The sequence below is a fragment of the Empedobacter falsenii genome, assembly GCF_019308355.1.
GTDB lineage: Bacteria > Bacteroidota > Bacteroidia > Flavobacteriales > Weeksellaceae > Empedobacter > Empedobacter falsenii_B.
On the sequence record NZ_JAAGKM010000002.1, the window covers coordinates 160795 to 176454 of the forward strand.

At 31.6% G+C, this 15660-nt stretch carries 16 protein-coding genes and 1 rRNA gene; 13 read left to right on the forward strand and 4 right to left on the reverse strand.

The window, feature by feature from the left end; all coding sequences use genetic code 11:
• Window positions 1–24: 24 nt before the first annotated feature.
• Window positions 25–702 (reverse strand): tRNA (guanosine(46)-N7)-methyltransferase TrmB, encoded by a 678-nt coding sequence (trmB, locus tag G0Q09_RS02170; protein WP_219033815.1) that lies wholly within the window; start codon window positions 700–702, stop codon window positions 25–27.
• Window positions 703–837: 135 nt separating this feature from the next.
• Here trmB and G0Q09_RS02175 point away from each other — a divergent pair, with 135 nt between their 5' ends.
• Window positions 838–1266, forward strand: coding sequence for a hypothetical protein (locus G0Q09_RS02175; protein WP_114998669.1), 429 nt, complete (start codon window positions 838–840; stop codon window positions 1264–1266).
• Window positions 1267–1445: 179 nt separating this feature from the next.
• Window positions 1446–1919, forward strand: coding sequence for a DUF6702 family protein (locus tag G0Q09_RS02180; protein WP_114998668.1), 474 nt, complete (start codon window positions 1446–1448; stop codon window positions 1917–1919).
• Between the two features lie 49 nt (window positions 1920–1968).
• Here G0Q09_RS02180 and G0Q09_RS02185 read toward each other — a convergent pair whose 3' ends face one another.
• Window positions 1969–3225 carry a D-alanyl-D-alanine carboxypeptidase gene (locus tag G0Q09_RS02185; RefSeq protein WP_219033816.1) on the reverse strand — a complete coding sequence of 419 codons (1257 nt, stop codon included), beginning with the start codon at window positions 3223–3225 and terminating at the stop codon, window positions 1969–1971.
• Entirely contained in the window at window positions 3225–4127 is a 903-nt protein-coding gene (locus tag G0Q09_RS02190) for a mechanosensitive ion channel family protein (protein ID WP_219033817.1), read from the reverse strand. The genes G0Q09_RS02185 and G0Q09_RS02190 overlap by 1 nt, the downstream gene beginning before the upstream one ends.
• Window positions 4128–4299: 172 nt before the next feature.
• Between G0Q09_RS02190 and G0Q09_RS02195 the strand changes: the two genes are divergently transcribed.
• The 11 genes from G0Q09_RS02195 to G0Q09_RS02245 all read left to right on the forward strand — a co-directional run bounded on the left by G0Q09_RS02195 (window position 4300) and on the right by G0Q09_RS02245 (window position 15144).
• A complete protein-coding gene (locus tag G0Q09_RS02195; protein WP_219033818.1) occupies window positions 4300–5601 on the forward strand; it encodes an OmpA family protein in 1302 nt (433 codons plus the stop codon).
• A 111-nt stretch (window positions 5602–5712) separates the two neighbouring features.
• The gene (gene tgt, locus G0Q09_RS02200; RefSeq protein WP_114998663.1) at window positions 5713–6843 is read left to right on the forward strand and encodes a tRNA guanosine(34) transglycosylase Tgt; all 1131 of its coding nucleotides are present in this window, start codon (window positions 5713–5715) and stop codon (window positions 6841–6843) included.
• A 1-nt stretch (window position 6844) separates the two neighbouring features.
• A complete protein-coding gene (locus tag G0Q09_RS02205; protein WP_114998662.1) occupies window positions 6845–7939 on the forward strand; it encodes an LptF/LptG family permease in 1095 nt (364 codons plus the stop codon).
• Between the two features lie 179 nt (window positions 7940–8118).
• Window positions 8119–9369: a T9SS type A sorting domain-containing protein gene (locus G0Q09_RS02210; protein WP_125349598.1), complete on the forward strand. Its 1251-nt coding sequence runs from the start codon at window positions 8119–8121 to the stop codon at window positions 9367–9369.
• Between the two features lie 154 nt (window positions 9370–9523).
• A complete protein-coding gene (thrS, locus tag G0Q09_RS02215; protein WP_219033819.1) occupies window positions 9524–11446 on the forward strand; it encodes a threonine--tRNA ligase in 1923 nt (640 codons plus the stop codon).
• A 59-nt stretch (window positions 11447–11505) separates the two neighbouring features.
• Entirely contained in the window at window positions 11506–12015 is a 510-nt protein-coding gene (gene infC, locus G0Q09_RS02220) for a translation initiation factor IF-3 (protein WP_236688239.1), read from the forward strand.
• Window positions 12016–12074: 59 nt separating this feature from the next.
• Window positions 12075–12272: a 50S ribosomal protein L35 gene (gene rpmI, locus G0Q09_RS02225; protein WP_038337133.1), complete on the forward strand. Its 198-nt coding sequence runs from the start codon at window positions 12075–12077 to the stop codon at window positions 12270–12272.
• A gap of 95 nt (window positions 12273–12367) precedes the next feature.
• Window positions 12368–12712: a 50S ribosomal protein L20 gene (gene rplT, locus G0Q09_RS02230; RefSeq protein ID WP_038337134.1), complete on the forward strand. Its 345-nt coding sequence runs from the start codon at window positions 12368–12370 to the stop codon at window positions 12710–12712.
• Window positions 12713–12845: 133 nt separating this feature from the next.
• On the forward strand, window positions 12846–13511 hold the full coding sequence (locus tag G0Q09_RS02235; protein ID WP_181816269.1) for a phosphatase PAP2 family protein: 666 nt from the start codon (window positions 12846–12848) through the stop codon (window positions 13509–13511).
• Complete coding sequence (locus G0Q09_RS02240; protein ID WP_219033820.1) at window positions 13495–14277, forward strand: nitrilase-related carbon-nitrogen hydrolase; 783 nt, start codon at window positions 13495–13497, stop codon at window positions 14275–14277. The genes G0Q09_RS02235 and G0Q09_RS02240 overlap by 17 nt, the downstream gene beginning before the upstream one ends.
• A gap of 102 nt (window positions 14278–14379) precedes the next feature.
• Window positions 14380–15144 carry a hypothetical protein gene (locus tag G0Q09_RS02245; protein WP_219033821.1) on the forward strand — a complete coding sequence of 255 codons (765 nt, stop codon included), beginning with the start codon at window positions 14380–14382 and terminating at the stop codon, window positions 15142–15144.
• A 428-nt stretch (window positions 15145–15572) separates the two neighbouring features.
• Here G0Q09_RS02245 and rrf read toward each other — a convergent pair.
• Window positions 15573–15660 (reverse strand): 5S ribosomal RNA (rrf, locus tag G0Q09_RS02250); the annotation flags it as partial.

The window sequence follows — 15660 nt, forward strand, 5'->3', positions numbered from 1 at the left end:
TCCATCGAAAGATGGATTTTTTTATTAATATTTTAATTGAAATTTTATATAGGTAATCTTTTTACCTTCTTCCAAAAATTTCGATTCATAATATGTTTGTACAGCTGTTACAATTTCTGGAATATCTGAATGATCTGGGTGATAAACATCGTGTGTAGAACGAATAACTTCGTGTCCTTCGATGTGAATAACACCATGTGTATATCCGTGTAAAAATTCAGAGTCCGTTTTTAAATTAACTGTTCCTTCAGGTTTTAAGATGGTATTGTAACGTCTCAAAAATTCAGGATCTGTTAAACGATGTTTTGTTCTTCTGTATTTGATTTGTGGATCTGGGAAAGTAATCCAAATTTCGCTCACTTCATTTTCTGCAAAAAGATGATCGATAATTTCGATTTGAGTTCGAAGAAATCCAGCATTTTCAATTCCTTCATCCAAACAAGTCTTAGCACCACGCCAAAATCTTGATCCTTTAATATCTACTCCGATAAAATTACGATCCTTGTCACGACGCGCCATTGCAACTGTATATTCTCCTTTTCCGCACCCAAGTTCTAACACAATTGGTTTGTCGTTCTTGAAAAATTCTTTGTTCCAATTTCCTTTTAATGCAAACTCGTTAATTGCCTCTTCTCGTGTTGGTTGAACAACATTCTGAAAAGTTTTATTTTCGTTAAATCTTCTGATTTTATCTTTTCCCATTTCGGATATATTTTGCGCGAAATTACGAGATTTTGATTAATCTAAAAAACTGTTCTGAAAACACATAAATATCATCAAATAGTATTTATGTAAAAAGGTTTGTTATTTTTGTATTGAAAAACTAAAATTAGAAAAATGGATTTTATCAAACAATTTCATAGTGGCTGGGCTTATCTTGTGATTTTGATGGGCGTTATCTTTGTGATTTCAACATTAATTTATGCGATTTCTAAAAAAGATACAAACGCAACAATAAAAAAAATCGGGTTATTTACAACCATTACTTTTCACGTTCAATTATTACTTGGATTAGTAAATTTAATAAAATTGGCTGTTGATGTTTCTGGGGCAGAAAACATTATGAAAAACGATATTTTAAGATTTAAGTTGATGGAACATCCATTAATTATGATTTCTGCTGTTATTTTTATGACGATTGCAAATGCAAAACTAAAACGCTCTATAACTGTACCAATGAGCGTCCCTATTTTTGCAATAGTTTCATTTCTATTAGTAGCTTTAGGAGTTTTCTTTTTATACCAAAATCAACTTTGGTTAGTTTAAAAATTAGAATAATTTCACTAAAAAGAGTATTAATAACTTAATACTCTTTTTATATTTTTATGTGATTTATAATTTTTTTATTCTAATTTCGTTATTAACAAGTCGCTAAAGCTTTCTTTTAAATTTTAAGAATCTTTGGCACTCGATTTGAAATAGACTTGTACAAACTAAGAAATAAAATGAAATACATAAAATATCTATTCTCTTTGCTTTTGGTTTTAGTAACTTTTAACCTAAACGCTCAAGATTTTCATACAGCAAATATCAAGGTTGATTACGAACAAGAAACTGGAACTTTAAATATCACTGCGCGTACATTTACCAATCAGTTGGAAAAAGCAGTTGGTGCTGATGTTTCAAACAAATCTAACTTCGAAAACAAGTTGAAAGCGTATGTAAATAGTAAAGTTGATGTAAAAGTAAATGGTAAAGCTTTGGGAACTTCTTATTATGGTTATCAGGTAAATGATAAATCGACACGAGTTTTTTTTAAGTTTGATAAAATTTCTAATATCAGCTCGATAGAACTAAAAGTAGCTTTGTTGACAGATATTTTTAATGATCAACAAAACATTGTAACTTTTGATGTCAAAAATAAAAAAGACACAAAAGTATTAACAGGAAATAACGACACCGTAAAGATGTCTTTCTAATAAAGCAAAAGCCTTCCGAAATCGGAAGGCTTTTTTATTTCAAATATGCTTAATAATTATCTCTAATAATTCGTAATAACTTTTCGTTCTCATTTCGAATCCAAGATAAATCTTTGATCGAATTATTATTCATCAAACTAAAAATTAACGTTCTTCCAGATTTCGTTTTCAAATAACCACTCAACGTTACATTATTGTTCAACGTTCCTGTTTTGGCATAAATATAAGGTTGCGCCGAATCTTTGTATCTATTTTTGATTGTTCCAGTTTTACCACCTATTGGGAAAATAGAAAACAAACGTTGCTCGGGAAATTCGTTGTACATTTTCCCCAAAACTTGAGCAAAACTTTGCGGTGTAAACAAATTATAACGCGATAATCCCGAACCGTCAAACCATTCTGGTTGTTGTTTCAAATCATTCAACAAATATCTTTTAGAAAAGGTAATCGTTTCAGAAGCGCTCAATTTTCCTGGTAAAGTACTCGAAGCTAAAATCAATAAATGTTCCGCCAAAAAATTATCGCTATTTTCCATCATTTCGCGGTAAACATCATCTGATTTCTGACTATAAAACACTTTCGGATTATTGATCATTGGCGTTTTGACCATATCAACAGGTTTACCCAAAATTTGCGACAACGATTTTTCTATCACCGTTTCATTCACTATAAAAGGAACTTTTTCTGTTCGTTTTTTATTACTGATATAAAATTTATTATCATAAAAATTCCTCGGCTCTGGCATTTCTCTAATTTCTGTTAATTCTTCAAAATATGTCGGAAATGTTTTGATTGAACTTCCATTTTTCGAAATTGAAACTAAATTTTCATGAATTGGAAATTGACTTCTTTCTGGTGCATAATCTTTTCTAAAATCGTCCCAAGTCCAACCTGGTAGAAAAGATTCTTCGTCGAAATTATTCCAATGAAAAACAATTTTAGAACCATTATTTTTCAAAAAATCTACCGCTCGTGTATTTTTATATTTTGGATGCAAAAAAGTTGGATCTCCAGTTCCTTCGATATGCAATTCGTCACCAATCAACTGATATTTGAATGCAGGGATAGAATCGTTCAACATTTTCATTGCTGTATACAACGTAAAAATTTTGGTATTTGATGCTGGAATAAAAAATTTATTCCCGTTATAATTATAGATTTCTTCTTTCGTGATTGGATCATACAAATAAAATCCTGTGAATTGAGTGGAATAGAAATCAGAATTGAGATGTTTCTCAATTAATTCGATCTGCGCAAATAGATGCACAGACGAAAAAATTGATAATATAGTAAGTAAATACTTCATTAATCTTTATTATCGAAAGGAACTGTTGGCGAATTACTATCATTCTTAATAATCATCTCTGTATGCGGATAAGGCATCGAGATATTATTATCGTCTAATGCATATTTCACCGCGCGATACAATTGCCAATAAGCCGTCCAATAATCACTATTCTTCACATAACAACGCACAGCCAAATTCACAGAACTTGCTGCAAATTCTAAAATCTCAACCGTTTTAGATTGTGTATCATCAACCAATTCATTTTTCTCTAAAACATTCAACAAAACTTCGCGCGCTTTGTCAAAATCATCATCATAAGAAATACCAACATTTACATCTAATCGACGATATTCTTTGACGGAATAATTGGTAATTGGATTATTAAACAAATTTGCATTTGGTAGCGTCACAACCTGCCCTTTTCCAGTCGCAATCACTGTATTTAATAAACTGATTGATTCGACAGTTCCTTCATTTCCTTGTGAAACAATATAATCTCCTACTTTAAACGGTTTGAAAAGAATAATTAGAATTCCCGCTGCAAAATTTGACAAAGACCCTTGCAAAGCTAAACCAATTGCTAAACCAGCTCCTCCTAGTGCTGCGATTAAACCGGAAGCATCTAAACCTAATCGTGAAACAACAAACATTATCACGATCATTTTTAGAACAATATTTATAATCGGAATAAGAAAAGTACGAATAGATAGATCCACATTACGAGTAATCATACGTTTTTCAATCAATTTTTTCAATTTGCCCGCCAACCATAAACCAATTACTAACGTAAATATCGCAGAGACTAAACTCCACCCCACTTCAGACCCTTTCGTAATTAACCAGTTCGTAATATATTCTACATCTTTGATAGGTGTTGAAATCACATCTTGTAAACTATCAACCTTGTCTTGTTCTTGCATAATATTTTTTTAGTAATTCAGCGGATAAAATTAATTCCATTCTTACATCTTTTCAAAAAAATAAAAAAATTATCATTTTTTTTAACTAATTTTAATAAATCTGAATATTGGTACAATATTCGTTAATAACAAATTACAACTAAAAAAAGACTATAATTAAAAATTAAAATCTATGAACATTATTGAATTAGTAAAAGGGTATATTACCCCAGATTTGATCTCGAAAACTTCATCAGAATTAGGTGAAAATGAATCGGGAATTTCTAAAGCAATCAATGCATTTATTCCTATTCTTTTAGGAGGTGTTTTAGAAAAAAAGAATTCTACTACAGGCTTATTTCATACCATCAAATCTTTTGGTGCTTCTCGTGGATTAGCTAATATTTCGACAGAACAAGAAACTCCAGACACAATTAAAGAATTAATCAATGTTATTTTTGGTTCGAATGCGCAACCAATCGTTTCTAAAATTGCTGAATATGCAGGAATTTCGACAGGTTCATCTTCAAAATTATTAGACTTAACTGCATTAACAACTTTTGGATCTATTGGAAAAGAAGCAGAATTTAACAATGTAACAGAAGCTGATTTCTTTTCATCTTTAGGAGGAATTAAAGATAAAATTTTAGGATTAATTCCAACTGGTTTAGGACTTGGAGCTTTAGGTTTAGGAACAATATTTAACGATGCGCCTAAAATTACTGAAACTATAGATGTTGCAAAAGATCATATAACTGAAACTATTACAGAAACAAGAAAAGTAGTTGATGTAGAACCAGAAGAAAAACCATATGTAGCGCCAGTTGATGCTTATGCAGAAACTCATAATAACAATGGTGGTGGAGGTTTTTGGAAATGGTTAATCCCATTAATTTTAGTTGCTTTAGCAGCCTTTTTCTTATTAAAAAAATGTAATAAGAACGAAGAAAAAACAGTTATTACAGAAGAATCTGAAATTGTGGTTGATTCATTAAATGAGGATTCTCTAAACGCTGCACCAAAAGAATTATCTGATATCGATTTAGATGGTGTTGCATTGAAAGGATATGCAAATGGATTAGAAGATCAAATTATCAAATTTATCAAAGCGCCAGATTTTGCAACAATGACAGAAGATCAATTGAAAGAAAAATGGTTCAACTTTGATAATGTTAACTTCGTTTTTGGTAAAACAGATCAATTAGAATCAGGTTCTGACATTCAATTAGATAATGTTGCTGCAATTTTGAAAAAATATCCAACTGCAAAAATTAAACTTGGAGCATACACAGATAAAGTTGGTGATGATGCGAAAAACAAAGAAATCTCTCAAAAAAGAGCAGATTACTTAAAAGCTGAATTAACAAAACGTGGTGTTGGTGCGCAAGTTATTGCTGCCGAAGGTTACGGAGAAGAATTTGCAAAAGTAGCTGAAACAGCTTCTGACGCAGAAAGAGCTTCTGACCGCAAAATGTCATTACGTTTCACAAAATAATCATTTCATAAAATTTCTAAATAAGGGTAAAGGCAACTTTATCCTTATTTTTTTGTTATTTTTTTCGAAACCAACTCGCAACAAGCTAAACAATTAATATCTTTGCACACTATGAAATTTTCAATCGATAAAAAAGACGAATTTTCTAAGGCAAGAGCTGGTGTTGTAGAAACCGATCATGGTAAAATCGAAACACCTATTTTTATGCCAGTTGGTACGGTTGGTACAGTAAAATCTGTTCACCAACGTGAATTAGAAGAAGATATTAAAGCCCAAATCATTCTTGGAAATACTTATCATTTGTATTTGCGTCCAGGAACTGATATTTTGCACAGAGCGGGTGGATTACATAAATTTATGAATTGGCAAAAACCAATTCTTACAGATTCTGGAGGATTCCAAGTGTATTCTTTGGCAACAAGTCGTAAAAAATCTGAAGAAGGAGTGCGTTTCAAATCACATATCGATGGTTCTTACCACATGTTTACGCCAGAAAAATCAATGGAAATTCAGCGTTTTATCGGAGCTGATATTTTTATGGCTTTTGATGAATTAACAGGAATTCCAGCAAAATATCACGATGCAAAACGTGCCATGCATGTCACACATCGTTGGTTGGAACGTTGTAGAACTTGGTTAAACAATAATCCTGAATATTACGATCACAAACAAACACTTTTCCCAATTGTACAAGGAAATGATTTCAAAGATTTGCGTCAAGAATCAGCAAAATATATTGCGGATTTCGGTGCAGAAGGAAATGCTATTGGTGGATTATCTGTTGGTGAACCAGAACCTGTGATGTACGAAATGACGGATATCGTAACAGAAATTCTTCCACAAGACAAACCTCGTTATTTAATGGGAGTTGGAACGCCTTGGAATATCATCGAATGTATTGCTTTAGGAGTTGATATGTTCGACTGTGTTATGCCAACGCGTAACGCGCGTAACGCCATGTTGTTCACGTGGAATGGTGTTATGAATATGAAAAATGCAAAATGGAAAGATTGTTTCGAACCATTAGACGAAAACGGGACAAGCTATGTGGATAGTTATTACACAAAAGCCTATGTTCGTCATTTGTTCAATGCCAACGAAGCTTTAGGAAAACAAATTGCATCTGTTCATAACCTTGCGTTTTATTTAGATTTGGTAAGAGTTGCAAGACAGCATATCTTAGCAGGAGATTTCGCTCAATGGAAAGAACAAATTGTTCCACAATTAAAACAACGTCTGTAGTTTGAAAATAATTGATAAATACATCATCCGAAACTTTATCGGAACCTTTATCTTCATGGTTTTGATTTTGTCTACTATCGCTGTTATTGTCGATCTTAGTCAAAAATTAGGACGTATTAATGATAGTGGTTCTACAGCTTTTTCGGCTTTAACCCAATTTTACCCTTATTGGTCTATTTGGATTATCAACACCTTTTTACCAATTGCCGTTTTTATCACTGTGATTTATTTTACATCACGACTGACGATGCAAACCGAAATTGTAGGTGTGCTTTCGGGTGGTATTAGTTTTTATCGATTTACACTTCCATATATTTGGGTTGCTATATTTTTAGCTGTTTCTGCTTTGGTAGTAGGAAATGTGGTTTTGCCTTGGGCAAATATCAAAAAAAATAAATACCAATACACCCACTTATTGAGTAACAACGACAAGGAAGAATATTATAAACGACAACGTATCGGTTCGCAAATTTCTCCTGATGAGTTTGTTTTTGTAGATAGTTATGACAGAACAGAAAAGTTAGGAAGTTCTTTTATGTATCAAAAATTTGATTCAACTGAATTAAAAAAACAAATCATTGCCTCAAGTTTTAATTGGAACGACAAAGATTCTACATATGCATTAATGAGTGTTTACACACGCGAAATTAACAAGGATAAAACCGAAAAGTTAAATTACGAAGCCAATACAAATTTGAAGTTACCAGCTTCTCCTGATGAAATTTTACCAGAAGAATATGTTGCTGAAACAATGAATACCTTCGAATTAAATGAATTTATTCAGAAACAAAAAGCAAAAGGTTCTGCCAATGTAAATACATACGAAAATGAATTAAATAACCGTTTGAGCGTACCATTTTCAACTATTATTTTGACACTTTTAGCTTTATCGCTTTCATCTAAAAAACGTCGTGGAGGAATCGGAATCAATCTTGCAGTTGGTATTTCGTTAGCGTTTGTCTACATTTTCTTCTCGCAAACAACGTCTACGTTTTCCGAAAAAGGATATGTTTCGCCACTTGTCGCCTCATGGATACCAAACATCGTCTTCGGATTACTAACTTTGTTTTTATATTTCAGACGAGCACGTTCATAAAATATTTCAAAATCCAGTTTCGAAAAGAACTGGATTTTTTATTTGACATTAAACCAATTATATTTTTAATTAAAAGAAATAAAATTTTTTATTCAATTGATAATAATTAACTTTAAGACATTCTAAATTAATCCCTTAGATTTAAAAAAAGTTGAAGTGTAAAACTAAAATCAATTGATATGAAAAAAAATTTACTCCTTTTATTTTTAATCCTTTCGGTTTCTATTTTTTCACAAGAAACATTAAATACGATGTTTTATAATGTGTTCAAATTTCCGAATTCACTTCCTCAAAATCGTCAATTGATCCTAAGAGATATTTTAGACGAATACAAACCAGATTTATTTATGATTTGTGAATTAGTAACAGAAAATGGCGCTGATTTAATTCTAAATACGTCTTTGCAAAATCAACCTGATAAATTTGCTCGCGCAATTTTTGTAGCTGATACAACGAAATTAGATGATCCGTTACAAACAATGGTTTTTTATAATACACGTAAATTGACGTTAGTTAATCAACAAAAAATCCCAACAGTTTATCGCGACATCAATCAATATTCTTTTCAATTAAATATTACTTCAAACGATCCTATTCATTTAGAAGTTTTTGTTGCGCATCTAAAATCGAGTACAGGACCTGCAAATCGTCAAATGCGTTTGGAAATGGTGCAAGAAGTCACAAAATCCTTGAAAAAATTAACGCAACCTAATACATATGTTCTTTTTGCTGGAGATTTTAATTTTTATAATTCATCAGAACCAGCTTATCAAGAAATTATCAATCCGGCAAATGCTATTTTGATGATTGATCCATTAAATGCACTTGGAAATTGGCAAGACAATCCAGCTTTTAGTTATTTACATACACAAAGTACACGCGTTTCTAACATAGGTTTTGGAAGCGGAACTAATGCAGGGGCAAGTGGCGGTTTAGATGATCGTTTTGATTTTATTATGATGAGTGAAAATTTCAAAAACAGCTCACGTTTTTCTTTTATAAACGATAGTTATAAAGCGTATGGAAATAATGGAGATTGTTTGAATAAAGATGTTAAAGATCCTGATTGTACAGGCATTTACTCTCAAACTCTACGAACTAATTTGTACAATATGAGCGATCATTTACCTGTTGTGATGCAATTTAAAATTCATGAGAGTTTAAGTACAAAATCAATTGAATCAAAACCTTTTATCTGGTTAAAATCAGCAAATATTACGAATGATAAAATTATAATTGGTATTGATAAAACACAATTAAATACTCAAAATAATATACTTTTCATTTACAATTCAGTTGGACAAAGTGTACAATCGGTTCGTATTAATAATCAATCAAATATAACGATTAATTGTCAAGGATTAGCGGCTGGAATTTATTATATTAAAACAAAAGAATCAAACGAAATTTTAAAGTTTATAAAGAGATAATTCAATATTAATTTTATCGAAAACAAGATAATTTCATTCAAAACAATAGCTCAACTATTTACTTAATATTTTAGCTAAAATCAACCCTTTAAAAATTTCGTCAACTTACAGAAAATTCGTAATTTTGCATCCTAGTACAAATTCTAAAAGTAAGATGATAAACATTTCTCTTCCAGATGGAAGTGTAAGACAGTATGAGAGTGGCGTAACTCCTATGGACGTGGCGCTAAGCATTAGTGAAGGTTTAGCACGTAATGTAATTTCGGCTATAGTAAACGATCAACAAGTTGAAACAACAACCCCAATCACCACAGATGCAACGATCAAATTGTTAACCTGGAATGATGAAATGGGTAAAAAAGCTTTTTGGCATTCATCTGCTCACTTATTAGCGCAAGCTATTTTAGAGTTTTATCCAAATGCTAAATTAACTATTGGACCTGCGATTGACAAAGGTTTCTATTACGATGTTGATTTTGGTGAGGATAAATTTACAGAAGCTGATTTTGCGAAAGTAGAAAAAGCAATGTTAGAGAATGCAAAGAAAAAAGCTGAATTCAAATTATATTCAGTTTCAAAAGCAGAAGCATTAGAGACATACAAAGACAATGAATACAAAACAGAATTAATCTCTAATCTACAAGATGGAGATATTACATTCTGTACACACGATAATTTTACAGATTTATGTCGTGGTGGACACATTCCAAACACTGGAATTGTGAAAGCTGCAAAAATCTTGAATGTTGCGGGAGCCTATTGGCGTGGAGATGAGAAAAACAAGATGTTGACTCGTGTTTATGGTATTACATTCCCAAAACAAAAAGATTTAACAGAATATCTTGAGTTATTAGAAGAAGCAAAAAAACGTGATCACCGTAAATTAGGGAAAGAATTAGGTTTATTTGCTTTCTCTGAAAAAGTTGGTGCAGGTTTACCTCTTTGGTTACCAAAAGGAGCTGCTTTGAGAAGAAAATTAGAAAACTTCTTATTGAAAGAGCAACAAAAAATGGGTTACGAAATGGTAATTTCTCCACACATTGGTCAAAAAGAATTGTATGTAACTTCTGGTCACTATGCAAAATATGGTGCAGATAGTTTTCAGCCAATTAAAACGCCAAACGAAGGAGAAGAATTCTTGTTAAAACCAATGAACTGTCCACATCACTGTGAGATTTACAAAACATCTCAATGGTCGTACCGCGACTTACCAAAACGTTATGCAGAGTTTGGTACTGTTTATCGTTACGAACAATCAGGAGAATTACACGGTTTAACTCGTGTTCGTGGATTTACTCAAGATGATGCTCACTTATTCTGTACACCAGATCAATTATTAGAAGAATTCAAAAAAGTAATTGATTTAGTATTATATGTATTTACAAATCTTGGATTTGATAATTATTCAGCTCAAATCTCATTAAGAGATCCAGAGAATAAAGAAAAATACATCGGATCTGATGAAAACTGGGAAAAAGCAGAACAAGCAATTATCACAGCATCAGCAGAAAAAGGTTTACCAACAGTTGTAGAATATGGCGAAGCTGCATTCTATGGACCTAAGTTAGACTTTATGGTGAAAGATGCATTAGGACGTCAATGGCAATTAGGAACAATCCAAGTGGATTATAACTTACCAGAACGTTTTGATTTAACTTACACTGGAGCAGACAACGAAAAACACAGACCAGTAATGATTCACCGTGCGCCATTCGGCTCTATGGAACGTTTCATTGCCATTTTGTTAGAAAATACAGCAGGTAATTTACCACTTTGGTTAACACCAGATTTATTCACAATTTTACCAATTAGTGAAAAATATGTGGAATATGGAGAAAAAGTATTAAATTTGCTGGCCGAAGAGGAAATTAACGGACTGATTGACAGTAGAAACGAGAAAACTGGTAAAAAAATCCGTGATGCCGAAATCGGTAAAATTCCTTTCATGTTAATCATCGGTGAAAAAGAAGCAGAAAACGGTACAGTTTCTGTAAGAAGACACGGAGAAGGTGATTTAGGAGAGATGACGATTCAAGCATTTATCGACTTCATGAAAGAACAAATCAAATTAAAATAATTTAAAACAGAATAACTATCGCAATTAGAAGAAAAGGCGGCAGAGGTCCAGCCAGAGTAATTAAGGAAGATCAACACAAGATCAATGATAAGATTGACGCGAAAGAAGTACGCGTTGTTGGAGAAGGTATAGAACCTGGTGTATATCCAATAGCTAAAGCTTTAGAACTTGCAGAAGAACAAGGTTTAGATTTGGTAATGATCAGTGAAAAAGCCATTCCACCTGTTTGTCGTGTCGTAGAGTATAAAAAATTCTTATACGAACAAAAGAAAAAAGAAAAAGAACTTAAAGCTAAACAGCAGAAAGTTGTCGTGAAAGAAATTCGTTTCGGTCCTCAAACAGATGATCATGATTACGAATTCAAAAGACGTCACGCAAGATCTTTCTTAGAAGAAGGTTCAAAATTGAAAGCGTATGTTTTCTTCAAAGGACGTTCTATTATCTTTAAAGATCAAGGAGAAATCTTATTGTTACGTTTAGCTCAAGAATTGGAAGATGTTGGAAAAGTAGAACAAATGCCAAAACTTGAAGGTAAAAGAATGATTATGATGATGGGACCTAAGAAATAATTAGGTTCTTATCATCTTACAAAAAATAAAAAACGTTTTAATTTTAAATATTTGTAATCATGCCAAAATTAAAAACAAAATCTGGAGCGAAAAAACGTTTCAAATTAACAGGAACAGGTAAAATTAAAAGAAAACACGCTTTTAAAAGCCACATCCTAACAAAAAAAGAGACTAAACAAAAGAGAAATTTAACTCAAACTGGTTTAGTTGATCAAGCTGATGTTCATTCAGTAAAACAACAATTAAGATTAAAATAAGAACACGTTCTTATTTGGTTTATTAATTCATTATTAACCCTGTCGATGGGCCTTAAAGCAGAGCAATCTCGCCCACTACAAAAAAATTAAAAATTATGCCAAGATCAGTAAACGCAGTTGCGTCAAGAGCTAGAAGAAAAAGAGTTTTAAAACTTGCAAAAGGATATTACGGAAGAAGAAAAAACGTTTGGACTGTTGCTAAAAATGCAGTAGAAAAAGGTTTAGTATACGCTTACCGCGATAGACGTCAAAAGAAAAGAAATTTCCGTGCGTTATGGATTCAAAGAATTAACGCTGGAGCAAGATTACACGGATTGTCTTACTCTAAATTTATGGGAGCTATCCACAAAGCTGGAATTGAATTAAATCGTAAAGTTTTAGCTGACTTAGCGATGAACAATCCAGAAGCTTTCAAAGCAATCGTAGAAAAAGTAAAATAATTTTTTTAAACAATATTAAAACGTTTTAAAACTTGGCTATTTAGTCAAGTTTTTTTTTGCTTAAATTTGAATGAATCTCATTTTAGACTTATTTGGAATCTCATCATAAATGTTATATAAAAACCCAACTCAAATGAATCAACAAAAAGATTTATTTCTAAGAATTTGGCCATTTTTTGTCGTATTTTTTATCTACAATTTTGCTGCAATCGCCATGACGCAATATTATGGTCGCGACGAATTACATCTGCATTTCAATCAGTACAGCAATCATTATCTCGATAAACTCTTTGTTTTTTATACCGATTTCGGAACCTATTATTTATTTTTTATACTTCTTGGTTATCTATTTTGGAAAACAACACGAAGATATTTTTATTATTTATTAGTTTCTGGAGCAGTTGCAACCACAATTAGTGTATTCTTTAAAAATGTCTATTTCGAACAAGTTTTACGTCCTGGATATTATTTTACACAGAAAAAAATAGACATTATTCTAGTCAAAGATTATGCGATACAAATGGCTTCAACTTTTCCTTCAGGACATTCATTAACAGCCGCAATAATTTCGATGACTTTATGTTTATTAACCAAAAACAGATGGTTACAATTATTTTTTGCACTTCATTTTCCGAGTATCGCAATTAGTAGAATCTACTTATCACGCCATTTTGCGATTGATACCGTTGGTGGTTCGTTTATTGGTTTTTTTATATTTATCTTTATGTATTACATCATCAACCAATCTAATAAACCAAAATTAGATCAAAAATTTATCAACAATGAAAATTCAAAATAAACTTAAAATATCATTAATACAATACGATGTAATCTGGGAAGATACAAAAGCTAATCATTCCTATTTAGACGAATTATTAGCCAATCATCAAACTGATATTATATTGTTACCAGAAATGTTTGCTTCGGGATTCTCGATGAATATAGAAAAAATTGGTCAAAAGCCTTTTGGAGAAACCTTCGAATGGATGCAACATAAAGCTAAAGAATTGAATTCTGCGATTGCTGGAAGCATTTCTACGCATGAAAACAATAAATACTATAACCGATTTTATTTTATCTGTCCAAGCGGCTCTATTTACATTTACGATAAAAAACATTTGTTCAGTTACGGAAAAGAAGCTGGCGTATATTCTGCAGGAGATAAAATTGTAACGATTGATTATAAAGGATGGCAAATTCGTCCTATTGTTTGCTACGATCTACGATTTCCAGTTTGGATTCGCAATACAGAAGAAGATCCGTACGATTTGATACTTTGTAACGCGAGTTGGCCAAAAGCACGTCGAGAAGCTTGGATTTCACTTCTAAAAGCTCGAGCAATCGAAAATATGGCTTTTGTTGCTGGCGTAAATAGAATTGGTGTAGATGGCTATAATCTCGAGTATCAGGGCGATTCGCATTTATTTGATACATTGGGGCAAGATTTAGAAACAATAAACAATCATCCCGAAATTTTACAATTCGAAATTGATAAAGAAGAACAAGATAAAACTCGAAAGCATTTTAATTTCCTAAATGATCGCGATTCATTTTATTTTGGATAATACAAGCTCAACTTCGGTTAGGCTTTTTTTATATGTGTAATTATTTTTAATTCATATCTTTATGGTAATGAATCTGATTGAATACCACATGTAAAAGTATCTATGAAAGCTACTACAATGGATATTTTAATAAAATTAATTATGAAGAAAATATTTATATTTCTATCCTTTCTATTATTGGTACTTTCTGCAACTTATAGTTTATATTTAGTTCGTAAGACTTTTAATAATTATGAATTTGAATCTTATAATGAACTTTATTATAAAGTTCCGCCTGTAAAGAATGCACAATTTAAATCGTTAAAATCTTTTAATTCTGACTTGTTTCTAATTGTTGACAATAAAAACTTAAAGAATATTACAGTAAATTTCGATTCCAAATCAAATAAAGTAAGGCAAGTAAATTTAAATTACACATACAATCCTGAAACAATTGATGGTAAAATAAAATCAATCATAAGAATATATAACTTAGGAGAAATTAGCGAAATTAATAAAAGAATGATGAAAAAAATATCATTTTTTCGGAGTCCTGATGTATATAATTTTAAAAATACTAAATATGAAGAAATGTACTTTCCAGATGATTTCTTTATACATAAACCCATTGTAAATTATAATATAAAAGGAAATCTCATCGATTCAATTATAAATCACAAGACCAAGCTTTATGCTTTAAAAGGTATAGTTGAGTTAGATATTAACAATGATTATAAACCTGATTTGTTAATTGAATCAAAAAACGAAAAATCTTATATGATTACTGGTTTTGTTGAGATAGACAAGAACCTATTTTTCCTATATTATTTAGATAATGATTCTATTAAAAAAGTAAATGAACTATATAAATTGATAAATTTTAAATAATTTTATAGTAACTAATAAAAATTAATTTGGGCGTTCTCTCGCTCTTTTCCTTTCATTTATATTATTCATAGGTAACCAAAAAGAATACAAACACAACTAATGTAAATCGCTCGGTCGGGGTATCCGTTGCAATCTTTTGTATAAGAAGATTAGAAGTGATTACAGAAAAACCAATTCCTCCAAAAGGATTTCCATTACTATCCCTAACGCAGGTTTTTAAGTTCTGAGTTAGTTGTAAAAAGGAAGCTTCCTTTTTATCAAGAAGAAGCTTCTTGTTGACTAATTAGAAGCCTCTTATTTACTGATTGGAAGCTTCTTGTTTTATAGAACATAGTCTGGAGATGCGTAAAGCTTAAAACGTTCAGCCTAAAGCGCGACGTATACCCACAAAAAAAGCCTCAAGTTGTTCACTTGAGGCTTTTGATAAAAACTGGCGACGACCTACTCTCCCGTAAGTAACAGTACCATCGGCGCAGGCAGGCTTAACTTCTCTGTTCGGAATGGGAAGAGGTGAGC